Genomic DNA, 21,336 nt, shown 5'->3' with positions numbered 1-21,336 from the left:
GATTTGCTCATACGGGTCTTTGGTGTGCGGAACTATGGTATTAATAAGTACTCGTACCTGTGTTTCCGAACTGCTGCTGCAGCTCTTCCAGAGTGATGACATCATCACCTTGCGGAATGCCAATCTTGAAGGTCTGCTTCTCATTGATCTTGCTGTATTGGTTGCTTGCATTCATAGATAAGGTAACATTCTCACCCTTGTCAGGATCATTAACCTTGATGTTCATGAGCATATCCTGGTATACCGGATAATCATCTTTGTTGACTGCGGTATTCAGATGGAACTGGTTAATAGTGAGATACTTGTTCAGATCAGCCAGGCTCTTGTCGAACTCAGCACGGGCTTCACTGGTTTGCAGCTGTTCCTTGGCTTCGGCCAGCTTGGCAGGCTCAACCTGCAGCAGATCCTTGTATTCTTCTTTGCCCATAATATCAATAATCTTCGGCAAAGCGTTGTTCACCAGAATGGTGAGTGCCTCTTTGACGTTATCGTTGGTAACCTGGAATTGAACTACCTGCTTGGCTTCTACGCCTTCAGGCAGACCTGCATCCTTAGGTTTGATATCATTGAAATACTTGGCTTGATCGTATTCACCAAGCAAGGTATTCATCACTTCATTCGACAGCTTCTGCACCTTCTGTGCATCCATCTGCGCAGGATTGAATTCAGCGCCCTGCTCTTCAGCCAGCTGCTTCAGATCCAGCTCTACGAATTTGTTAACGATCGTCTCAGGAATCGGCAGGAACGGAATCGAAGGTACTTTGACATACAGCTTCTGTCCGGTCATTACCATTGGAACCGTGAAGGACATGGCCATGTCCCCCTTCAGATTCAGAACGGTTGTCATTTCTGTCTGCATAGGCTCTGCCTGGTAGACTCCATCGATAGTAAGCTCGGCGTTCTTAAGCATGCTGAGCATCTGGCCCGTTGAAGCATCCGCTTCATTGGTACCTGTGTCTATCGACAAATCATTGATAACTAATTTGGTCTTCATTTCGTAAGATGTCATAGCTGTAGCTTTGGCTGCAGCTGAAGTCAGAGCCGCCTTAGGCTCCTCTTTCTTTGCACATCCCGGCAGAATTACTGCAGCAGTTAACAGTAACGCGGCAGCGGATAGCCCCCATTTTTTGTTCATTATTTTTCTCCTCTCCCATGTAAAAAAATTCTTTCCCCTCCCTAATGATAAACCATTTGGCAATTATGAGAAACATTTCTCTTCATTTTCATTTAAAATTGTATTTAACCCTGCGGATTATGATGGTCCACATGGTTGGCCTGCTTCACCTTTTTAGACCCGGATAACGGCGCCGGACCTGAAGAATGGTGCTCCTTGCGGGGTCCCTGATTGTCCTGCTGTACGCCGGGTACAGGCATGCTCTTGGGTTTGCTCATTGGATTAGCCTCCTATGGATTGGTTAAGCCCTGAAGGGCTTGGGCACATTCATGAATCTGTCTCGTATACTGCTGCGCCAACAGCTGAACAGCATCCAGCTGTTCATCCGCATGCACCCCGGCCTGCTCGGCGTCAAGCAGATCTACAGCAACCTCGCGGCTATCCACATAGGTACAGCGGAAATCCAGCGAATACCCCTGCCGTCCCGCTGCATTGAAATGGATGAGCAGACTATTCTGGTTGGCCGCATCCCCCTGCACACTGAAGCTATCTCCATTCTCCATCAGTTCGGGCAGCCGCTCCTGCCAGGCAGACACCAGACTCTGCTGATCTACTTGCAATTGTCGGTCCATCTTTATCATCAGCCTCCTTCTCTAATACATTGCGGAGAAAGCCGGATTTTTATTCCCGCTGGAACAGCTTCCGGTGAAAAAGAGACCTTAGCGGATACAAAAAAACCGTCCACGTGAGAGAACGGCTTCTATCTGCACTTATTTAGATGTAAAGGAATGGCGGAGAGGATGGGATTCGAACCCATGTGGGCTTGCACCCTAACGGTTTTCAAGACCGCCCCTCGCTGTAAAAACCCGCAATCCCTTATGCTGATTGACTTTATGGCACTTTATTGTTGAACCGCTACAGCGGTCTGAGTTAAAACGTTCGTTTCGGTACGTGACCGTTGGATAAGTTGATTGTATTATTTTTATACATATGTAGTCAACTTAGAAAAGTCTCATACTTACGCAGAAGATAAACCTTATGAAATGCCACTGTCTGTTATACAAATCATCTTTCTATTTTCCATATTGTTTGTCCAACTTTAATTGGAAGAGATTTAATAATCTCTTTGAACGCTTCCAGTTCTGTCCTTGATTAGCGTGTTTCGGTGCACTCCAATTAATTCGGCAAGTACAGTTTCATTTAGATGATGGATTTCGTCCGCATCCATTTCATACGGATTACTGCACAAATAATACTTTTGACAATGAAAATACAGGAGTATTCTTAGTAAGATATCCGCATCCTCTAAGGTGATATTCTTTAACTGCCCCCTGGATTGTAATTGATATAACCTTGAGAACATACCTTTACCATCCCTTCCCCCTTTAAATCCGCCCATAATGAAGTAGTCCTCGCTTATGCTATAGGTAGTATTTCTTGTGTTATTTCCGCCTTTATTTATCAAACCAAGGTCAACTAGCTTACCTATAATTTCCTTGGTTCGTCTTTCTTTTTTGCCCAATCTATCCGCGATATCAGATATAGTTGCGGGTTTTCCACTCTTCAAGAGTATGCCGTCTTTATTAAGTTGCATGAAATGAAGCAAGAAAAATAACGCCCCTAACTCATTTCCCTTAGCTCTGGGAACTATCTGCTTGATTGGTTCATCGAATCAATTTACATACAGCCACCTTTTGCAGCTTTGATTATGCTCAGAATACTATCAATTGTACTCGGATCAAGGCTGGATAACCATGCAATCGTATCATGCTCTTCTTTTGTAGGGCATCGTCCGATACAATCCTGAACGGTTTCCATGAATGGTACGTACTGTTCCATTTGCCATTCCTCCATGACCATACCATCTGGCCGGTAAGGACGCGCAAGCTCGCGTTCAATCCATTCTTTCCGACCGGATCTACTATTCACACCGATATACTGTAAATCCATATACACTACACTTCCTTTCAATTTTAAACCTCTGTTCTCAACTATGTATATTTTCGAGATAATTTTTATAAAAATTGGATATTTTCACAACAAATATGCGAATGTTATCGTCTATAAAGGTGAAACTATACTGCTTGAAATATGTATCAAAGATGCAAACAAATACTAAAGAAAGTTGGTTTTCAAATGAAAAAAACAGTAGCAGCATTAATCTTATTAGGAGTGGTTACAGGATGCAGCACCCCGTCTTCAGATGCTCCTTCAACAACCAATAGTACTACCAGTGCAACGGAGGAGCCTGCTACAAATGTAGTAGCACCTGAAGCAAAGCAGTTTCAGTTGAAGTATACAACGTCTTTAACTGCCGAGCCACTGACCAAAATTAATGCAGTAGAGCAAACTAAACAATTGAAGAGTCAAGCAGTTGATGAATCCAAGGTTTTAACTTATAAAAAGAAGGATGATGTAGAGAAAATTTATGCTGCACTTCAATCCAAAGACGGAACTTATGATATGGGACAGATCGGCTATGAAGGGGCCAGCGACTATTCGACAAGTACAGTTGATGTTTTGGGTCAATCTTACGTTAAAGTGACCGGATCTGTTGGAGCTAGTGCCCCAATTTCTAATTATGTGTCACTCAGCACTTCGCCCCCAACAGTGTTGCATATAGAAGCCAATACCGTTGAGGCTGATGTGGACCAAGACGGGATTAAAGAAATCGTTGCTACTGTGGGTACAGCAGCGGAAACGTCCATCTATAAAATAGAGAAGGATTCCCTGGTAAGCGTAAATCTTAATGAAGCCATGAATGCCGCAGTAGTGATGTATGACCAGGAATCTAACACTTTCAAAGCAGAAGTAACCAAAGGCGAGGTTTCAGAATGGAAGATTGAAAATAACCTTCTAGTTCCCAGTTCTTAAAAAGCCTTTGGGCTTTTTTTGTAATTTTATGTTTTGTAACGTTACGCAACATGATAATATATAAACAGAAATAGAATTTGAAATGAGAAGGACGGGACCCTTCTTATTTTAAATGTCCCACCTCTTTCATACTAAAATGAAATGAGGGATTTTCTCATGGCTAATACTGCTACTGTTAATCTAATTACTGGTGACGTATATGGTTTGTACATTAACGGAAAATATATTGTTGGTGATACGTTTTCTCGTGTAGATGCCGTTAAACAGCGTTTGAATTACATTTTTGCCGATCCTAACCGGGATCTTGACTTTATTACTCCATCATATGAGAACGGACAATATGTCATTAGCTGTCCACGTGTACGCCGAAATGTAGGCCAGGTCACTTATCTGTACGACACAAACGGCAGTGATGGTGGAAACAGCATCCGTCTAAACTCTATGAACCGACCCACTGGAGCAACTCAGGAGCAAGTACCACCCAAACGGCAATCATGACAGCATCTGGCCCTATGCCTTGGCATAATGCCCTTTTGACTGCCAACCAAATTCGTGCGGCAGTTAGTCCGAACTTTGCCAGCGCAGCCGGTGACAATCCACTTAAAGCGCTCGTCGCTCCGACAAATACAGGTGCTTCCGTGCAGAGCGTCATTTCTTCCAGTGCTCGTTGTGATTTTTACGGACACCCTTGCCAAGGTACTGCGGCAGGCACAACCTCTCCATCATGTTCAGGATACAGCGACCTGAGTGCATATCAGAATATTTCAAATACCACTATAGGTAACGGAGAAGTGCTTCACCCTGTCGATTTAACGTGTGCCATGACATCGACTAATAGTTGGAGCAGCACATACCGTAATAAGTATATTAAAGTCACAAACCTTTCCAACAACCAGTCTATCGTTGTTCGGGTAACCGATACCGCGCCTGCCAATCGTGGAGTGGAATTGACGTATCGTGCATGGGTAGGCATTGGTAAACCGTCTGGAGCAAACAGCGTGAAAATTGAACTTATGAGCTAATCGTTTTGACAACCAAAAAAGGCATGACTCAATTAATAAAGAGTCATGCCTTTTGCTATTTAGACTTAGGATCAGATGCTTACTGTGCATATTCAATTTTTCCCGATAGATCAGACTCGTAAACCGGCGACTGTCGAATAAGCCTTCGTTTTCCAAGCATACAATATCAGCATTTAATTCCCGTGTGATATATTTCCACTCCCGGAGGATGCCGTCATAGTCTCTGCCCAGCCGATCCAGAGCATCCAGGTATAATAAATCCCCTTCTCTCAGCACAAGACGCATAGCCTTATACTGTTCTCGGTCAAAGTCTTTCCCGCTCTGCTTATCTACAAAAGTAAAACGATCTTCAATGCCCAGCTCCCGAAATTTTTGGAGCTGAATGATTAAATAAGACTTTTGCGAACTATTTTCTATTGGTTTTTCTTCGTTCGTAAAAGCATACCTTTACGGATATAAATCCCCACCTCTAAAAAGAGGATTAACCATAACGTATCGTGACGTTGCGCTATATGTTATAGTGAATAAAAATAGGAAGTTATTTCAAGGTACGTCCATTGTTTACCTCTTTTGAAAACTCCCTATAATACATTATTTGATAAAATCTACAACAAAACGTCAATATTGTAACCTGAAAAATCGAAACATATTCTTCCTTTTCTACGTGAAAAATATACTCCTGTGGAAATTACGCCCTTAGCATGCGAACAAACGTTTGGTATAATGGGAAGACTAAGTACAGAAACGGCATTCAATCAAAAGGGGGTTCCTCATGTTAGTCTTTGAAAACCAATTGCCCAATGTATCCTCAGATGTAAAGCAACATATTATGGATCATAGACGCAAGCCCAACCTCTCAATTTCATTGTGATGTAACAACAGAAATCCCTAATGTGTATGTTTATCTAATTGAAGACAACCCGTTGGAAAGCTATTCTATTTTCCATGCCTTTTCGTATGACAATATTGGTCCAGATTATTCCTATCAAAGTTTTACTATTGACCAAATCCATAAAATGCACCAATTCATTGAAAAGGCTAAGTTCATTTAGCCTTTTTTTCCTTTATTACACGTTCATATTCTTCTTCAATGGTTTTGGATAACAGTTCGGTTGCTGTCATATTCAACTTTTTTGCAGCCGTAGCTAATTGCTTTTTTATATAGACAGGTACGTCATAATGAAATTTAACCTTATTTCCATATGCCATCGTCCATTACCCCCTATCCTATAATTTCTTGGTATTTATTTTCAATAATACGAATTAATAATTGAGTCGCTGATATTTCTTGTAATGCGGCTGCCTCAATTAGTTTTTCCTTGATTTCAGGCTGAAACTCATAGGGTAATTTCAGCTTAGGCTCTACCATACGGCCATCTAATGTTTTTTCAGCATCCAGGGCAAGTTTCACTAAAGTATCTAGGGACGAATCATTAGAAGCTTCTCTTCCATACTTGGGCAATACTCGTATTAAGTAATTTTTTAAAGCCTTCTGATTTTCCTCCGGTATTTCTATACCAAAATGCTCACCATTAATTTTAATATCACAATCGACCGCAAATCCAAATAGATTAATACTGTACTTCATATTTCCCCTCCTTATCAGCTATGGTTATTATATAGCGATTCGTAACCCCTCACAATATTATTTTCTACCTTCTAGTAACTAATTTCCATTTAAATTTGAACTTATTCCTAGCAATTCGGAAAAAATAGCATTGCCTTTAGCTTTATGATTAGCTATTAAACTGTGGGTAGCCATAACAACCAGTTGTGTTTGAGACAACCCAGTTTTTTCCGATATCTCTAGCAAATCTTTTCTGGCACTTTCCGGAAGATACACAGTGAGCCTAGGAGGCTTTTCTTTCGATTCCATTCGCATCACCCTATTATTATTTATTTCTATTATAGCATATATTTTATATCATAGTAACATATAATATGTGTTATTTAAAAAATATAGCGTAACGTTTCGTTATGTAATATAATATAATATAATAAAGCCAAAGAAGGGGGGTATTTACTTATGGATCTACAGGCAGTTGTTCAGTTAATCGGAAACGTTGGATTTCCCATTGCTCTTTCTCTGATTCTTCTCCAGACGATACTCATCAAATTCAACAAACAAATGGATGGATTAGAGAAACGCTTGGCTCAGCTTGATAAGACGATGAATCTGATGGTTAAGACGTATCATCAAAGTACATCAAAATCTGCTATTCGCCAGGATAAAAAGAAGACGGTTGAGATTAGATTATCTGTATCTTATGAGCAAATAAACTCCATTCAATTGAATGGAGTTTATACTGCGTTATGTACCCCGTTATATCGTATTGGTGAAAAGGATCTCCTCCAGCGATTTTTCTTGGTGAGGATCTCATTGGTACAACGGAACTGTCAGGGGAATCTTGGCGGATTTAGCAGCTACGATTACCTGGTTTAGTTCGCTGGATCTGTGAAGAGTTTCAAAAAAGAAACTTATATGAGGATTATGCAACTTTTGAATGAGCAGTTCAGACTATTATTATGAGGACAGATCAACGAGGAGGATATTTAAATGGACTACAAAGGGAAAGTCGTGATTATCGGCCTGCTATTTGGGGCTTTATTAGCAGGATGCAGTCAGAATGAAAATTCGCCTTCAACTCCTTCACCCACTCCTGCAACTGAACAAAGTCAGAATGAAAATTCGACCAATAAAGCAGGTGAAGAAATGACAGAAGCAGAGCCACTATCTTATACAGCAGAACAAAAAAATGAAATTAGTGAAGCTGCTAAGAAAGCCGGATTAGATAAAGTCTACATCCCCACAGTAGGTTTAGGTAGCGATGATTACATGGATCGTGTTGAAGTTAAAGACAATCAAGTCCGTATTGTATTTATTCGTGGTTCAATCACTCAATCCAAAGAAGAACTTAAACCAACTGCCGAGATTGCTTCGACTAAAGAAGTAGCGCTTTCTAAAGATGTATCTGGGGAGTGGATTGCTAAAGAGAATGAAGTACCGTATTTATACTTTGAGAAAGACGGATTGTATTTCAGTATGAGTTCAGCAAAAACCTTTTCTCAGGCTGAGTATGAGAGAGCGGCCGCTTCGCTTGAACCCTTAGAGTAAAGTTTTCTAGCTATCTGCTCACTATGAAGAGATAGTTTTTTTGTGCTGTAGTATTGCGTAACGTTACGCTATATAATATTATAATAACTAAGCAATACCAACTGACCTTTGGAATGTGTGGGGTACACATCCACAAGGCCATACCCCGTTCAGGTTTTTGCTATACCAAATAGACGGAGGTAATTTATTATGGCAGCAGGTGTTGATACATTAAACGTAGTAAGTTCATCGATGGCGAATTGCTTGGTTAGCAATGGTCAAACTTTTGTAGGTCGCTACTATCGACCGGCGGCTTCGAATTTTTACAGCAGTCGTTTGCAAAATGCTGAAGCACGTACCATTTCCAATGCGGGTCTTTTTATCATTTCCATTTTTCAGTACAATTCGAGAACAGCGTCTTACTTTACCAGTAGCCAAGCTCATGCAGACGGTGCTACTGCTGTAAATCAAGCAGTGGCTGCCGGTCAGCCCTCTGGCACGCCCATTTATTTTACTGTGGACTACGACGCAAGCGCAAGTGATCTGAGTAATTCTATTATTCCTTACTTGAACATTGTAAAAACCTATACCGACAGTTACGGCTATCAGCTAGGGATTTACGGGGGATATAGAACAACGACAACAGTCGGTGCAGCTATTCCGGGCATTTATCGTTGGCAGGCTAGTGCTTGGAGCAGTGGTCAGAATGACCCCAATCGACGCCTTTATCAGTACGCAATCGAACAATCCATTTGCGGTGGGCCTTTTGATAAGAATGAGAGCAACGGGAACGCTGGAGGATGGAGATTGTAGTAGACAATCAACGAAGAAGGGGCTGTCCCAAAAGTAAATATTATTCTTATAAGTGGAAACAAAACCTATAGCTTCTTCAAAGCGTAACAGGTAAAAAAGGAGCGATTCTCCGTTATTGGAGGACCGCTCCTTTGCGTTTCTGGTCGTTCGCTGCTTGCTTCAGCAGGTTGTGGGCGAGCGAAAGCCAACCGACCTCCAGCGTCACTTTTTCCAAGCCGCGAAGCAGAAAGCGCCGGAAGCCCGGTTATTCTTTAATTGTCCAAATACACTTTCCGGCTCCGTCATTCGACGTACGGCCAATAGATAGCCTTCCTCGCTTCGGAGGATTTCTTTCGCCTGTTTCTGGTATCTAGGCCGCTCCAGACTGACTGCGATTTCCCGGTTTCCGCTTCCCTTCGTGCAGTTTTCTTTTAGCGGACAACCTCCGCAGCTTTGACTTTGGTAGTGACGCTTCTTAATTTCGTATCCACTCTCTGTGGTTTCCTTGCTTTCTCGTTGGAAATACAGCGGGTGTCCAGCTAAACACGTCCAGCGATCCTCGGATCCGTCGTAGGTCCAGTTCTCGATTTTTCCGACGTCGGCTTTCCAGGCTTTGCTCTTTTCTTTGTGGTAGGTGCTGTATTTCACGACGGCCTGTATCTCGCTCTTTTCCAGATAGGCGTAGTTTTCTTCACTTCCATAGCCGGCATCTGCAATGACCGTCTTTGGAAGTTCCCCGAGGAATTGCTTTGTTTTTTCCAGATGTGGTTCTAAACAGCGGGTGTCACCCGGTCTTTGATGGAGACTGTAGGCCACAATAAACTGGTTTTCGGTCCCGATCTGTAGATGATAACCTGGCTTCAGTTGGCCATTTCGCATGTGATCTTCTTTTATCCGCATAAACGTTGCCTCTGGATCGGTCTTGCTGAAACTGTTACGGTCCCCAAGCAGTTTTTGATATTCTTCGTACTTCTGCAGTCGGAGAAGCAAATCCTTACGCAACTTCCGAACCGTCTTTTTTAGGGGCTTGTCTTTCGGTTTTTCGGCAAGCTGAGCTTCAAGCTTTTGCACGGCTTGTTCGAGTTTCTCACTGTCCATTTCTGAACACGTGCTGAATTCAGCCAGATCTTTGCCCTGGTTCTTTTGTTCTTCCTGCTCTTCCGCTGCGTCAATGTCAGCGAATAGGGCCTGTACCTTATCTTGCAGTTTCGCTTTGTGTTTGCTGACCGCTTTGCTCCAGACAAAGGTGTAGCGATTGGCATTCGCCTCAATCTTAGTGCCGTCCACAAAATAATGCTCCAGAGACACGTATTTTTCGTTAGCCAGAAACTGAAGCACGGCGGTAAATACCGTTTCGAGGACATTTCTCATCCGCTGGGAACGGAAGCGATTCAGCGTGCGGAAGTCGGGTCGCTGCCGTCCGGCCAGCCACATGAAGGGAATGTTCTCCCGGACCGCTTTGGCGATTTGGCGAGACGAATAGATTCGCTGAGTGTAAGCGTAGATGATGACTTTGGTAAGCATTTTAGGATGGTAGCTGTCACGGCCGCCGCCGGGATAGGCCGCGTCAAAAATGGCGTTGTCCAGCCGATTGACGGCGGCATTCACGACGCGAACGAGGCGATTTTTCGGGATATCTTCTTCCAGATCCATTGGCAAGCAAAGTTGGTCCATGGTATATTGGATGTACAAAGAAATCGCTCCTTTGGGAATGGTTGGGTGGTACCTCCATTTTACCAAAACGAGCGATTTTTTTGTTTCTTTTTTAAGGATGGACGAGCCATTTCCCGCTCAAACAGCGGAGAGGACGGAACGATTGTGGAAAAGCGGCAGCGGTCGCCTTGGTCTCCGGATTTTCACCGCTAGGGGAATGAAAAAAAATCTGGAGACCACAGCGATTGGAACAACGGTCCGTTCGCGCAGCGTTCACCCAAGTACTCACGTTGATCCTACTACAAACTAAAGAGCTGTCCCAAGCAGCCACTTCATGGCTTTTGAGACAGACTCTTCTTTGATGGCTTCAACTTCTGTAACGTCAACATAGATGAAATCCATACACGAATGACATCACGGTTAGGTACAAAGTTATCAAGACCGCTGTACTCCGTTGCTAAGAAACGCCGAAACCAGTTCATATGCTTCCTGTAGTCTTCTAAGGTGCGCTCTGCCGCCCCTGCCGCTTGCCTTGCGGCATAGTAGCGGGTAAACAGCTTGTCCAGTGTCAACGTCTCAGGGCGAGGTTTCTCGGCTTCCTGAAGCGTGGAGCGGGCCGTTTCCAAGACCGATGGAGTAAGGCGGTCTAATAACCGCTGAGGGATGTCTAAATTATTCTTTCTTTGTCCCCGTTTATGTTTATGGGCTGTTTTTCCTTTGTTCACATTCATAATGAATACCTCCCGTTAGATTCTCCTCTAACGGTCACGAACACAAAAAAAACGCACCAGACCGCTGTTCAACAGTCTAGTGCGTTTATGTCATATCCACCACAATATCTTATGTGGCGGGGCATTTTAAGGAATGGCGGAGAGGATGGGATTCGAACCCATGTGGGCTTGCACCCTAACGGTTTTCAAGACCGCCCCGTTATGACCGCTTCGGTACCTCTCCAATGCATTTGAATTTCACATGCATTAGGAATTATACCACGCCCGACAAATAATATGCAACTATTATTATTGAGTTGTTTTTGCAGAAATGGATTTCACATTACGCATATACGGCTGCAGGCATTCCGGAATCAGCACACTTCCGTCCTCCTGCTGGTAATTCTCCAGGATAGCTGCAACCGTACGTCCTACAGCCAGCGCAGAGCCGTTCAGTGTATGCACGAATTCAGGCTTCGCCTTCGGCTCCTTGCGGTAACGGATATTGGCCCGGCGCGCCTGGAAGTCCTCGGTGTTGGAGCATGAGGAGATCTCGCGGTACATGCCGCTCTCAGGCAGCCACACCTCAAGATCATACGTCTTGGCAGAGGTGAAGCCCATATCTGCCGTACAGAGCAGCAGGACGCGGTAGGGCAGCCCCAGAAGCTGTAGCACGCGTTCAGCGTCGGCGGTCATCTTCTCCAGTTCCTCGTAGGAGCTCTCCGGATTGGCCAGTTTCACCAGCTCCACCTTGTTGAACTGATGCTGGCGGATCAGACCACGGGTATCGCGTCCGGCTGAACCGGCTTCCGAGCGGAAGCAAGAGCTGTAGGCCACATGATACTTCGGCAGATCGCCAGCGGTCATAATCTCTTCACGGTAATAGTTCGTCACAGGCACTTCTGCCGTAGGAATCAGATAATACTCTGTATCCCGCAGCTTGAACAGGTCCTCTTCGAATTTGGGTAGTTGTCCCGTTCCATAGAGGCTGTCCTTATTAACAATATAAGGCGGCAGCATCTCTTCATAGTTATGTTCCCCGCTATGCAGGTCCATCATGAAATTGATCAGGGCACGCTCCAGTCTGGCACCCAGTCCTTTATAGAAGACAAAGCGGGAACCCGTAACCTTCGCCGCTGCCTCAAAATCAATGATATCCAGCTGCTGTGCAAGCTCCCAGTGGGATTTCGGAGTGAAACCAAGCTCTTTGGGCTCTGACCAGCGGCGCACTTCAACATTGTCTGCCTCGGAGGTGCCCACCGGCACCGATTCATGCGGAATATTCGGGATGCTCATCGTCAGCTCGTCAATTTTGACCTCAAGCTCACGCACCTCGTCATCCAATTCCTTAATCCGGTCAGATACCGTTCGCATTTCTGCGATCAGATCATCAGCCGGTTCACCATTCTTCTTCTTCTTGGCTACGTCTCCGGACACAGTGTTCCGGCGGTTCTTGAGCCCTTCTGTTTCCTGAAGCAGCTCACGGCGGCGCTGATCCAGCGCCGGGAAGCCGGCAATCAAATCCAGCGACTTTCCTCTCTTATTCAGTGCTTCCTCTACTCTTGCATAATCGCTGCGCAATACTTTAACATCTAACACAAAGTTTCCCTCCTGAAAACAGCCCAAACTCTTTCAAATTGCTGTTTTGTTTGCAGCTTTGAAAGAGTCAAAGTGTCCTTATATGCGGTTCTATAGATTGGCTGCAATACTGTCCTCTACCATGTCGGCAAAATATTGATGCAGCCTGTAATCATCAGTCAATTCCGGGTGAAACGAGCAGGCCAGCAGATTGCCTTGGCGCGCGGTTACAATCTCATCCTTATAGAGGGTAAGCACATCAACATCAGGACCCACCTCGTCAATAAGCGGGGCGCGGATAAATACCGCCCGCACGGGTTCAGCAATCCCCTTAACCTCCAGATCACATTCAAAGCTTTCCCTCTGGCGGCCAAAGGCATTCCTGGCCACGGTAATATCCATCAGCTCCAGATGGCCGGCTTCATCTCCGGCAATCCGCTTCGCCAGCACGATCATACCGGCACATGTACCGAAAATAGGCTTACCTTGACCCGAGAACTCACGGATCGCTTCAATAAAGCCATATTTGCGCATCAATTTGCCAATCGTCGTACTCTCACCACCGGGAATGATGAGGCCCTCTATCCCGTCAAGCTCCTCTATACGCTTAATAGGCAGGCCTTGTGCGCCGGTCTTCTCAATACTGACAATATGCTCTGTAACAGCGCCTTGAAGCGCCAACACTCCAATTCTCATCCGGAAGCCTTCTCTCTATTAACGGCCGCGTTCCGACATACGTTCAGCCGGGGACAACGTGGCGATATCAATCCCCTTCATCGGAGTGCCCAGATTCTTGGACACTTCAGCAATCAGCTTGTAGTCCGTGAAGTGGGTTGTCGCTTCGACGATGGCACGGGCGAATTTCTCAGGATTGTCCGATTTGAAAATTCCCGAGCCGACAAACACCCCGTCAGCACCCAGATGCATCATGAGCGCGGCATCAGCAGGCGTAGCTACGCCACCGGCGGCAAAGTTAACAACAGGCAGCTTGCCCAGCTCGTGAACCTCCAGAAGCAGCTCATAAGGAACACCCAGCGTCTTAGCTTCATGATATAGCTCATCAGGCGAGAGGCCGGTTACCTTGCGGATTTGGCTGTTGATGTGGCGCATATGGCGGACAGCTTCCACGATGTTGCCGGTTCCCGGCTCACCCTTGGTACGGATCATAGAAGCCCCTTCGCTAATCCGGCGCAGTGCTTCTCCAAGGTCCTTGGCTCCGCATACAAAAGGAACCGTGAATTCGCGTTTGTTGATATGGAACACTTCATCGGCAGGAGTAAGTACTTCACTCTCATCGAGATAGTCTACACCCAGAGATTCGAGAACCTTGGCTTCCACATAGTGGCCGATCCGCGCTTTGGCCATCACAGGAATGCTCACTACCTTGATAACCTCTTCTACAATAGTAGGATCAGCCATACGTGCGACACCACCCGCTGCGCGGATATCAGAAGGTACACGCTCCAGAGCCATAACGGCAACTGCCCCTGCGGCCTCAGCAATTTTCGCCTGTTCTGCATTCATGACGTCCATAATGACGCCGCCTTTTTGCATTTCTGCCATGCCTCTTTTGACTCGCGAAGTTCCTGTTTCCATGTCTACGCCTCCCGTTAGATCTAACCTAATCTAACTTGTAATTCTACCGCAAGGCTGTAATATACACAACCTATTTACTGGGATTTTATCGTGAAACCGAGGTCAGCGCCCCTATGAGACTAGAACAGGTTTTTAATTCCTTTGAACAGATCACCGAAAAAATCACCGATGGCTCTCAGCAGCAGCTTGAACCAGCCCGCTTTCTCCGCTTCCTCGGCAGTAATCAGGTTCACCGTCTTCTCTTGCGTCTGAGACATTCCTTCAATCTTATAGGAATACGTGACCTTACCTACCTTGCTGGCTCCGGCAATCGGTGCAATCAGCGTAGCCGGATCATTCGTGACCACTGTAGTCTTGATCTGCGGCGATACAGTACCCTTAGGAACCATGAACGTTACACCAGCGTCCGTTACTACGGATACGTCTTTATTCTTGCCCTTCAGCACAGGCACAGTTTCAGTGCCGGCAATCACGGCCTTAGGCGCAACTACCTGCTTAATCTCAAAATTATTAAAGCCGAAATCCAGCACCTTCTTCGTTTCGGTGAAACGGTGGGCTTCGGAGTCTGCTCCCATTACTACGCTGATAAGACGCATACCGTCACGCACCGCTGTACCGGTGAAGCAGTTACCGGCGTTAGTCGTATGTCCGGTCTTCAATCCGTCCAGTCCCGGATAAGCGTAAGCCTTGAAATTGGGGATATCCTTGTTGGCTTCCAGCATCCAGTTATAGTTAATCATCGGCTTCGAATCACGCTCACGGAATTTATACGATTGGATTGTCGTAAAATCTGTAAACTCCGGATGATCCGTAACAATATACTTAGCAAGAATAGCCGCATCCATTGCAGACATTACCGTCTCACGGTCCTCTTCAGGCCGGTATTTAGCAGGCATGTCTTTCCGGTCAAGACCGGTGGAATTAATGAAATAAGCCGTCTTCATCCCCATCTTCTGTGCGGTCTCATTCATCTGGGTCACAAACTGCTGCTCCGAGCCGGACACCAGTTCAGCCAGAGCAACTGTAGCATCATTGGCAGAGCCTACCGCCATCGCTATGTAGAGTTCTTTAACCGTATGTTCATCGCCCGCTGCCAAAAAAATACGCGATCCTATCTGCTTGGACGCATTCTCCTGTATAATGACCTTCTGATCCCAGGAAATCTTGCCGCTATTCACCGCTTCGGTTACAAGGTATTCTGTCATCATCTTCGTCATACTTGCCGGAGGCATAGGCTGGTCCGCATTAAGCGAGAGCAGAACTTCACCTGTAGTAGGCTCAATCAATACTGCCGATTTCAATTTCAGTCCGAGGGATTCCACGGTTGGAATCTTGGCTACTGCCGTTTTGGCAGGGGTAGCCGCCGCCTTGGTTCCAGCCTCTGTGGTAGCCGGTTTATTCACTGCCTCTGCCATCGCAGAAGCCGCAGGAAATGCTAACATATTTAAAAGCAGACCTACTGTCGCTGTCTTAATCACAATTTGCTTACTGCTTAGTTTTCGCTTGGACTTCAATGATTACTACTCTCCTTTAATCCTCAGATCAGTGCTTGTTCTATTCTAACACAGGGGTATCTGCAAAAAAAGACAGACAGGACTAAATTAGTCCTGTCTGTCAGCAAAAATAGGCGATTCTTCCCGGCTTATAGGGAATAGTTCGGAGCTTCCTTGGTGATCTGCACATCATGAGGATGACTCTCACGCAGGCCTGCTCCAGTGATCCGGATGAACGAGGTATCATTGCGCAGTTCTTCTAATGTCTTCGTTCCGCAATAGCCCATACCGGAGCGCAGTCCGCCGATCAATTGGTGAACCGTGTCTGACAATGGCCCTTTAAAAGCTACACGGCCCTCAATACCTTCCGGTACCAGCTTCTTATCATCATCTTGGAAGTAACGGTCTTTACTGCCCTGCTTCATGGCGCTCATGCTGCCCATGCCACGGTATACCTTGTATTTACGTCCCTGATAGATTTCCGACTCTCCGGGGCTTTCTTCCGTACCAGCGAACAGGCTTCCCATCATGACTGCAGCAGCACCAGCGGCGATGGCCTTGGTAATCTCTCCGGAGTACTTAATCCCCCCATCTGCAATCACTGGAATACCGTATTCACGGGCTACTGTCGCACAATCGTAGATCGCAGTAACCTGCGGAACGCCGATCCCGGCAATTACGCGGGTAGTACAGATAGAACCTGGACCGATACCCACCTTGATTACGGAGGCTCCTGCTTCAATCAATTCGCGGGTAGCTTCGCCTGTAGCCACATTACCGGCTACAATCGTTAGATCAGGATAAGTCTCGCGCAGCTTACGCACTGCATCGATAATATTAATGTGATGGCCATGTGCGGAATCCACGGTAATCAGATCCACACCGGATTTTACCAATGCTTCTGTCCGTTCAAACGTGTCCTTGGAGATCCCAATTGCCGCTCCAACCAGCAAACGTCCGTGGGCATCCTTGGCACCGTTGGGGAACTGGATGGCTTTCTCTATATCTTTAATAGTAATGAGACCTTTGAGAATATTATGCTCGTCTACCAGCGGCAGCTTCTCAATCTTGTGACGCTGCAGAATGCCCTTCGCCTCTTGAAGAGTGGTTCCTACAGCAGCCGTAACGAGATTCTCATGAGTCATCACTTCTTTGATCTGAATATTGAAATCATGGATGAAACGCAGGTCGCGGTTCGTCAGAATACCGACAAGCTTGCCCTCTTCATCTACGATAGGCACACCCGAAATGCGGTATTTGCCCATCAGGACTTCAGCGTCGGATACCCAGTGGTCCGGCGTAAGTGAGAATGGATTGGTAATAACCCCGCTCTCCGAGCGCTTCACACGGTCCACCTCTTCTGCCTGCTGCTCCACGGACATATTCTTATGAATAATGCCGATTCCGCCCTCACGGGCGATAGCAATCGCCATAGCGGCTTCTGTGACTGTGTCCATACCTGCACTCATCAAAGGGATATTCAGCTTCACATTCTTGCTGAGTACAGTGGTTAGATCCACTTCCTTAGGTAATACCTCGGATTTACGCGGAACCAGCAGCACATCATCGAAAGTGAATCCCTCTTTACCAAACTTATCTTCCCACACCTGGGTCATTCCTCCTCTAAATTCTTTTCTCTACCCGCCCGCCAACTTATGAATAAAGAAACTCCTGCGTCAAGTCCATACCCGATAGACAGCGGTAGAGGCCTGGGAGTTATACATAATCGTGTCTTCTGTTAAGGTTTGAGAGGCTTGTCCAAAAATATATTAGAGCTATCTTAGCAAAGGGCATTTGGCCTGTCAAGAATATTACACTGCCCTGTGAAGGGATTAGGCAATCCGGCCTCCGGTAAGCGAATTCTTGGACTAAAGTCCGTCTACAGTGGACAACGGAGCAGCTCTTGGCGGCATCGGCTAAGTAATTGGATAAAATTCAACTGCTTCCTTTAAATGTTACATCTCTATCTCTCAGACTGTGTCCAGGCATTCCAGAATATACAAAAAAGCCATTGTCGAATTGTCGACAATGGCTCATGTGTGCTTGGCAACGTCCTACTCTCCCAGGACCCTTCGGTCCAAGTACCATCGGCGCTGGAGGGCTTAACGGTCGTGTTCGGGATGGGTACGTGTGGAACCCCTCCGCTATCGCCACCAAACATGCGTCTGTGAAACAGACGCTGCCGCTAGAAATTCGGTTCATCACGAATGTGTGAATGAATTTCGTTGCGTTCAGGAACTTGATTCCTGAAAACTGAATCCGAAACGAATCTGCGTGATAGAAATTTGGATAAGCCCTCGACCGATTAGTATTGGTCAGCTCCATGCATTGCTGCACTTCCACCTCCAACCTATCTACCTCGTCGTCTTCAAGGGGTCTTACATACTGGGAAATCTCATCTTGAGGGGGGCTTCACGCTTAGATGCTTTCAGCGCTTATCCCGTCCGTACGTAGCTACTCAGCCATGCTCCTGGCGGAACAACTGATGCACCAGCGGTACGTCCATCCCGGTCCTCTCGTACTAAGGACAGCTCCTCTCAAATTTCCTGCGCCCACGACAGATAGGGACCGAACTGTCTCACGACGTTCTGAACCCAGCTCGCGTACCGCTTTAATGGGCGAACAGCCCAACCCTTGGGACCTACTTCAGCCCCAGGATGCGATGAGCCGACATCGAGGTGCCAAACCTCCCCGTCGATGTGGACTCTTGGGGGAGATAAGCCTGTTATCCCCAGGGTAGCTTTTATCCGTTGAGCGATGGCCCTTCCATGCGGTACCACCGGATCACTAAGTCCGACTTTCGTCCCTGCTCGACTTGTAGGTCTCGCAGTCAAGCTCCCTTATGCCTTTGCACTCTGCGAATGATTTCCAACCATTCTGAGGGAACCTTTGAACGCCTCCGTTACTCTTTAGGAGGCGACCGCCCCAGTCAAACTGCCCGCCTGACACGGTCCCCGTACCGGGTTACGGTACTAGGTTAGAACCTAGATACGATCAGGGTGGTATCCCAACGGCGCCTCCGCAGAAGCTTGCGCTCCTGCCTCAACGGCTCCCACCTATCCTGTACAGATCGTACCCAAATTCAATATCAAGCTGCAGTAAAGCTCCATGGGGTCTTTCCGTCTTGTCGCGGGTAACCTGCATCTTCACAGGTATTAAAATTTCACCGGATCTCTCGTTGAGACAGCGCCCAAGTCGTTACGCCATTCGTGCGGGTCAGAATTTACCTGACAAGGAATTTCGCTACCTTAGGACCGTTATAGTTACGGCCGCCGTTTACTGGGGCTTCGGTTCACAGCTTCGGGTTTAACCCCTAACCACTCCCCTTAACCTTCCAGCACCGGGCAGGCGTCAGCCCGTATACTTCGCCTTACGGCTTCGCACAGACCTGTGTTTTTGCTAAACAGTCGCTTGGGCCTTTTCACTGCGGCCCCCTCGGGCTATTCACCCTACCGAGGCACCTCTTCTCCCGAAGTTACGAGGTCATTTTGCCGAGTTCCTTAACGAGAGTTCTTCCGCGCGCCTTAGAATTCTCTTCTCGCCTACCTGTGTCGGTTTGCGGTACGGGCACCTTCTCCTGGCTAGAGGCTTTTCTTGGCAGTGTGAGATCATGACCTTCGCTACTATAATTTTCGCTCCCCATCACAGCCTGGCCTTAATAGTGTGCGGATTTGCCTACACACCAGCCTCACTGCTTAGACGGACATCCATCAGTCCGCGTCACTACCCTCCTGCGTCACCCCATCGCTCATAGCGGATTACGGTGGTACAGTAATTTCAAACTGTTGTCCTTCGACTACGCCTTTCGGCCTCGCCTTAGGTCCCGACTTACCCTGAGCGGACGAGCCTTCCTCAGGAAACCTTGGGCTTTCGGCGGATCAGATTCTCACTGATCTTTTCGTTACTCATACCGGCATTCTCACTTGTATGCTGTCCAGCGCTCCTTACGGTACACCTTCAACCCACATACAACGCTCCCCTACCCCAGATGCAAAGCATCTAGCCATAGCTTCGGTGGTGTGTTTAGCCCCGTTACATTTTCGGCGCAGAGTCACTCGACCAGTGAGCTATTACGCACTCTTTCAATGGTGGCTGCTTCTAAGCCAACATCCTGGTTGTCTGTGCAACTCCACATCCTTTCCCACTTAACACACACTTGGGGACCTTAGCTGATGGTCTGGGCTGTTTCCCTTTTGACAATGGATCTTAGCACTCACTGTCTGACTCCCGGCAAGAAGTTAATGGCATTCGGAGTTTGACTGAGCTTGGTAACCCTTGCGGGCCCCGCACCCAATCAGTGCTCTACCTCCACCACTCCATTCACCGAGGCTAGCCCTAAAGCTATTTCGGGGAGAACCAGCTATCTCCGAGTTCGATTGGAATTTCTCCGCTACCCCCACCTCATCCCCGCATTTTTCAACATGCGTGGGTTCGGGCCTCCAGTGCGTGTTACCGCACCTTCACCCTGGACAGGGGTAGATCACACGGTTTCGGGTCTACGTCCACATACTCAGTCGCCCTATTCAGACTCGCTTTCGCTGCGGCTCCGGCTTCTCACCTTAACCTTGCATGTTAAACGTAACTCGCCGGTTCATTCTACAAAAGGCACGCCATCACCCATAAAGAGGGCTCTGACTTTTTGTAAGCACACGGTTTCAGGTTCTATTTCACTCCCCTTCCGGGGTGCTTTTCACCTTTCCCTCACGGTACTGTTTCACTATCGGTCGCCAGGTAGTATTTAGCCTTAGCAGATGGTCCTGCTGGATTCATACGGGGTTTCACGTGCCCCGCACTACTCGGGATCCGTCTCGGAGAGAACACAGTTTAGGCTACAGGGCTTTTACCTCTATCGCGGGCCTTTCCAGACCTCTTCGCCTACCATATTCCTTTGTAACTCCATGTGAGACGTCCCACAACCCCAAGAGGCAAGCCTCTTGGTTTAGGCTGTTCCGCGTTCGCTCGCCGCTACTGACGGAATCACTATTGTTTTCTCTTCCTCAGGGTACTTAGATGTTTCAGTTCCCCTGGTCTGCCTCTGCGTATCCTATGTATTCAGATACGAGTAACTGCGAATTACCACAGCTGGGTTTCCCCATTCGGACACCCCCGGATCAAAGCTTGCTTACAGCTCCCCGAGGCAGTTTCGTTGTTCGCCACGTCCTTCGTCGGCTCCTGGCGCCTAGGCATCCTCCGTGTGCTCTTAGTAGCTTAACCAACGTTCCGGTGTTTTGCTTGTTTGCACAATCAAAAACCTTCACTTTGTAGCAACTAATAACTATTTCAACTTGCTTACACAAGTTTCAGCTAAAAGATGTTCTAAAACGCAAATTCGTTTCGGTATCCAGTTTTCAAGGATCAAGGTAAAGATGAGAGCTTAAACTCTCAAAACTGACCAACGAGTGAGTATTCG

Annotated in this window: 21 protein-coding genes, 1 tRNA gene, 2 rRNA genes and 1 pseudogene; 6 read left to right on the top strand and 19 right to left on the bottom strand. The window is 46.7% G+C overall.

Annotated elements, in window-relative coordinates:
* Positions 1 to 40 precede the first annotated feature (40 nt).
* The 5 genes from NYE24_RS20600 to NYE24_RS20580 all read right to left on the bottom strand — a co-directional run bounded on the left by NYE24_RS20600 (position 41) and on the right by NYE24_RS20580 (position 3,064).
* On the bottom strand, positions 41 to 1,135 hold the full coding sequence (locus NYE24_RS20600) for a DUF6612 family protein (protein ID WP_036698928.1): 1,095 nt from the start codon (positions 1,133 to 1,135) through the stop codon (positions 41 to 43).
* A gap of 104 nt (positions 1,136 to 1,239) precedes the next feature.
* Positions 1,240 to 1,392, bottom strand: coding sequence for a small acid-soluble spore protein P (locus tag NYE24_RS20595; protein ID WP_076162066.1), 153 nt, complete (start codon positions 1,390 to 1,392; stop codon positions 1,240 to 1,242).
* 12 nt (positions 1,393 to 1,404) lie between these two features.
* A complete protein-coding gene (locus NYE24_RS20590; protein ID WP_076162064.1) occupies positions 1,405 to 1,746 on the bottom strand; it encodes a hypothetical protein in 342 nt (113 codons plus the stop codon).
* A 482-nt stretch (positions 1,747 to 2,228) separates the two neighbouring features.
* Complete coding sequence (locus NYE24_RS20585) at positions 2,229 to 2,708, bottom strand: hypothetical protein (RefSeq protein WP_342476546.1); 480 nt, start codon at positions 2,706 to 2,708, stop codon at positions 2,229 to 2,231.
* An 83-nt stretch (positions 2,709 to 2,791) separates the two neighbouring features.
* Positions 2,792 to 3,064, bottom strand: coding sequence for a hypothetical protein (locus NYE24_RS20580; RefSeq protein ID WP_036698932.1), 273 nt, complete (start codon positions 3,062 to 3,064; stop codon positions 2,792 to 2,794).
* A 186-nt stretch (positions 3,065 to 3,250) separates the two neighbouring features.
* On the opposite strand from NYE24_RS20580, the gene NYE24_RS20575 reads away from it, so the two are divergent.
* The 3 genes from NYE24_RS20575 to NYE24_RS20565 all read left to right on the top strand — a co-directional run bounded on the left by NYE24_RS20575 (position 3,251) and on the right by NYE24_RS20565 (position 5,010).
* Positions 3,251 to 3,988: a hypothetical protein gene (locus tag NYE24_RS20575; protein WP_036698933.1), complete on the top strand. Its 738-nt coding sequence runs from the start codon at positions 3,251 to 3,253 to the stop codon at positions 3,986 to 3,988.
* 156 nt (positions 3,989 to 4,144) lie between these two features.
* The gene (locus tag NYE24_RS20570) at positions 4,145 to 4,486 is read left to right on the top strand and encodes a hypothetical protein (protein WP_342476545.1); all 342 of its coding nucleotides are present in this window, start codon (positions 4,145 to 4,147) and stop codon (positions 4,484 to 4,486) included.
* Positions 4,483 to 5,010: a hypothetical protein gene (locus NYE24_RS20565; protein WP_342476544.1), complete on the top strand. Its 528-nt coding sequence runs from the start codon at positions 4,483 to 4,485 to the stop codon at positions 5,008 to 5,010. The genes NYE24_RS20570 and NYE24_RS20565 overlap by 4 nt, the downstream gene beginning before the upstream one ends.
* Before the next feature lie 111 nt (positions 5,011 to 5,121).
* Here NYE24_RS20565 and NYE24_RS20560 read toward each other — a convergent pair.
* The 4 genes and pseudogenes from NYE24_RS20560 to NYE24_RS20545 all read right to left on the bottom strand — a co-directional run.
* Positions 5,122 to 5,427: pseudogene (locus NYE24_RS20560) on the bottom strand (recombinase family protein); the annotation flags it as partial.
* A gap of 627 nt (positions 5,428 to 6,054) precedes the next feature.
* Positions 6,055 to 6,219: a hypothetical protein gene (locus NYE24_RS20555; RefSeq protein WP_200869261.1), complete on the bottom strand. Its 165-nt coding sequence runs from the start codon at positions 6,217 to 6,219 to the stop codon at positions 6,055 to 6,057.
* A gap of 13 nt (positions 6,220 to 6,232) precedes the next feature.
* Positions 6,233 to 6,598, bottom strand: coding sequence for a hypothetical protein (locus NYE24_RS20550; protein ID WP_342476543.1), 366 nt, complete (start codon positions 6,596 to 6,598; stop codon positions 6,233 to 6,235).
* A 78-nt stretch (positions 6,599 to 6,676) separates the two neighbouring features.
* The gene (locus NYE24_RS20545; RefSeq protein ID WP_342476542.1) at positions 6,677 to 6,886 is read right to left on the bottom strand and encodes a hypothetical protein; all 210 of its coding nucleotides are present in this window, start codon (positions 6,884 to 6,886) and stop codon (positions 6,677 to 6,679) included.
* Between the two features lie 150 nt (positions 6,887 to 7,036).
* Between NYE24_RS20545 and NYE24_RS20540 the strand changes: the two genes are divergently transcribed.
* The 3 genes from NYE24_RS20540 to NYE24_RS20530 all read left to right on the top strand — a co-directional run bounded on the left by NYE24_RS20540 (position 7,037) and on the right by NYE24_RS20530 (position 8,917).
* The gene (locus tag NYE24_RS20540) at positions 7,037 to 7,453 is read left to right on the top strand and encodes a hypothetical protein (RefSeq protein WP_342476541.1); all 417 of its coding nucleotides are present in this window, start codon (positions 7,037 to 7,039) and stop codon (positions 7,451 to 7,453) included.
* A gap of 114 nt (positions 7,454 to 7,567) precedes the next feature.
* Entirely contained in the window at positions 7,568 to 8,125 is a 558-nt protein-coding gene (locus NYE24_RS20535; RefSeq protein ID WP_342476540.1) for a hypothetical protein, read from the top strand.
* A gap of 189 nt (positions 8,126 to 8,314) precedes the next feature.
* Positions 8,315 to 8,917 carry a DUF1906 domain-containing protein gene (locus NYE24_RS20530; protein ID WP_342476539.1) on the top strand — a complete coding sequence of 201 codons (603 nt, stop codon included), beginning with the start codon at positions 8,315 to 8,317 and terminating at the stop codon, positions 8,915 to 8,917.
* Positions 8,918 to 9,118: 201 nt separating this feature from the next.
* On the opposite strand, the gene NYE24_RS20525 is transcribed toward NYE24_RS20530, so the two are convergent.
* The 10 genes from NYE24_RS20525 to NYE24_RS20480 all read right to left on the bottom strand — a co-directional run bounded on the left by NYE24_RS20525 (position 9,119) and on the right by NYE24_RS20480 (position 21,140).
* A complete protein-coding gene (locus NYE24_RS20525) occupies positions 9,119 to 10,588 on the bottom strand; it encodes an IS1182 family transposase (RefSeq protein ID WP_342476538.1) in 1,470 nt (489 codons plus the stop codon).
* 293 nt (positions 10,589 to 10,881) lie between these two features.
* A complete protein-coding gene (locus tag NYE24_RS20520) occupies positions 10,882 to 11,280 on the bottom strand; it encodes a hypothetical protein (protein ID WP_342476537.1) in 399 nt (132 codons plus the stop codon).
* Positions 11,281 to 11,414: 134 nt separating this feature from the next.
* Positions 11,415 to 11,503 (bottom strand) — tRNA-Ser (locus tag NYE24_RS20515).
* 65 nt (positions 11,504 to 11,568) lie between these two features.
* A complete protein-coding gene (gene serS, locus NYE24_RS20510) occupies positions 11,569 to 12,858 on the bottom strand; it encodes a serine--tRNA ligase (protein WP_036690631.1) in 1,290 nt (429 codons plus the stop codon).
* A gap of 90 nt (positions 12,859 to 12,948) precedes the next feature.
* A complete protein-coding gene (pdxT, locus tag NYE24_RS20505) occupies positions 12,949 to 13,533 on the bottom strand; it encodes a pyridoxal 5'-phosphate synthase glutaminase subunit PdxT (RefSeq protein ID WP_076162052.1) in 585 nt (194 codons plus the stop codon).
* A gap of 18 nt (positions 13,534 to 13,551) precedes the next feature.
* Positions 13,552 to 14,433, bottom strand: coding sequence for a pyridoxal 5'-phosphate synthase lyase subunit PdxS (gene pdxS / locus NYE24_RS20500; protein ID WP_076162050.1), 882 nt, complete (start codon positions 14,431 to 14,433; stop codon positions 13,552 to 13,554).
* A 119-nt stretch (positions 14,434 to 14,552) separates the two neighbouring features.
* The gene (locus NYE24_RS20495; protein ID WP_036690624.1) at positions 14,553 to 15,947 is read right to left on the bottom strand and encodes a D-alanyl-D-alanine carboxypeptidase family protein; all 1,395 of its coding nucleotides are present in this window, start codon (positions 15,945 to 15,947) and stop codon (positions 14,553 to 14,555) included.
* 128 nt (positions 15,948 to 16,075) lie between these two features.
* On the bottom strand, positions 16,076 to 17,533 hold the full coding sequence (gene guaB, locus NYE24_RS20490; protein WP_036690642.1) for an IMP dehydrogenase: 1,458 nt from the start codon (positions 17,531 to 17,533) through the stop codon (positions 16,076 to 16,078).
* A gap of 434 nt (positions 17,534 to 17,967) precedes the next feature.
* Positions 17,968 to 18,084: ribosomal RNA gene (gene rrf / locus NYE24_RS20485) — 5S ribosomal RNA — on the bottom strand.
* A 127-nt stretch (positions 18,085 to 18,211) separates the two neighbouring features.
* Positions 18,212 to 21,140, bottom strand: a 23S ribosomal RNA gene (locus tag NYE24_RS20480).
* Positions 21,141 to 21,336 lie beyond the last annotated feature (196 nt).

The organism is Paenibacillus sp. FSL H7-0350, from assembly GCF_038593195.1.
Taxonomy (GTDB): Bacteria; Bacillota; Bacilli; order Paenibacillales; family Paenibacillaceae; genus Paenibacillus_AQ.
Note: the sequence above shows the minus strand (reverse complement) of the source record. Positions and strands in the feature narration are given on the sequence as shown.

Bases quoted from the DNA above. Each gene is read 5' to 3' on its own strand.
- NYE24_RS20595 (WP_076162066.1), bottom strand. From the start codon at position 1,392: ATGAGCAAACCCAAGAGCATGCCTGTACCCGGCGTACAGCAGGACAAT.
- NYE24_RS20565 (WP_342476544.1), top strand. From the start codon at position 4,483: ATGACAGCATCTGGCCCTATGCCTTGGCATAATGCCCTTTTGACTGCC.
- pdxS (WP_076162050.1), bottom strand. From the start codon at position 14,433: ATGGAAACAGGAACTTCGCGAGTCAAAAGAGGCATGGCAGAAATGCAA.
- NYE24_RS20570 (WP_342476545.1), top strand. From the start codon at position 4,145: ATGGCTAATACTGCTACTGTTAATCTAATTACTGGTGACGTATATGGT.
- NYE24_RS20580 (WP_036698932.1), bottom strand. From the start codon at position 3,064: ATGGATTTACAGTATATCGGTGTGAATAGTAGATCCGGTCGGAAAGAA.
- NYE24_RS20600 (WP_036698928.1), bottom strand. From the start codon at position 1,135: ATGAACAAAAAATGGGGGCTATCCGCTGCCGCGTTACTGTTAACTGCT.
- NYE24_RS20550 (WP_342476543.1), bottom strand. From the start codon at position 6,598: ATGAAGTACAGTATTAATCTATTTGGATTTGCGGTCGATTGTGATATT.
- pdxT (WP_076162052.1), bottom strand. From the start codon at position 13,533: ATGAGAATTGGAGTGTTGGCGCTTCAAGGCGCTGTTACAGAGCATATT.
- NYE24_RS20535 (WP_342476540.1), top strand. From the start codon at position 7,568: ATGGACTACAAAGGGAAAGTCGTGATTATCGGCCTGCTATTTGGGGCT.
- NYE24_RS20585 (WP_342476546.1), bottom strand. From the start codon at position 2,708: ATGCAACTTAATAAAGACGGCATACTCTTGAAGAGTGGAAAACCCGCA.
- NYE24_RS20555 (WP_200869261.1), bottom strand. From the start codon at position 6,219: ATGGCATATGGAAATAAGGTTAAATTTCATTATGACGTACCTGTCTAT.
- NYE24_RS20575 (WP_036698933.1), top strand. From the start codon at position 3,251: ATGAAAAAAACAGTAGCAGCATTAATCTTATTAGGAGTGGTTACAGGA.
- NYE24_RS20590 (WP_076162064.1), bottom strand. From the start codon at position 1,746: ATGGACCGACAATTGCAAGTAGATCAGCAGAGTCTGGTGTCTGCCTGG.
- NYE24_RS20545 (WP_342476542.1), bottom strand. From the start codon at position 6,886: ATGGAATCGAAAGAAAAGCCTCCTAGGCTCACTGTGTATCTTCCGGAA.
- NYE24_RS20520 (WP_342476537.1), bottom strand. From the start codon at position 11,280: ATGAATGTGAACAAAGGAAAAACAGCCCATAAACATAAACGGGGACAA.
- NYE24_RS20530 (WP_342476539.1), top strand. From the start codon at position 8,315: ATGGCAGCAGGTGTTGATACATTAAACGTAGTAAGTTCATCGATGGCG.
- NYE24_RS20540 (WP_342476541.1), top strand. From the start codon at position 7,037: ATGGATCTACAGGCAGTTGTTCAGTTAATCGGAAACGTTGGATTTCCC.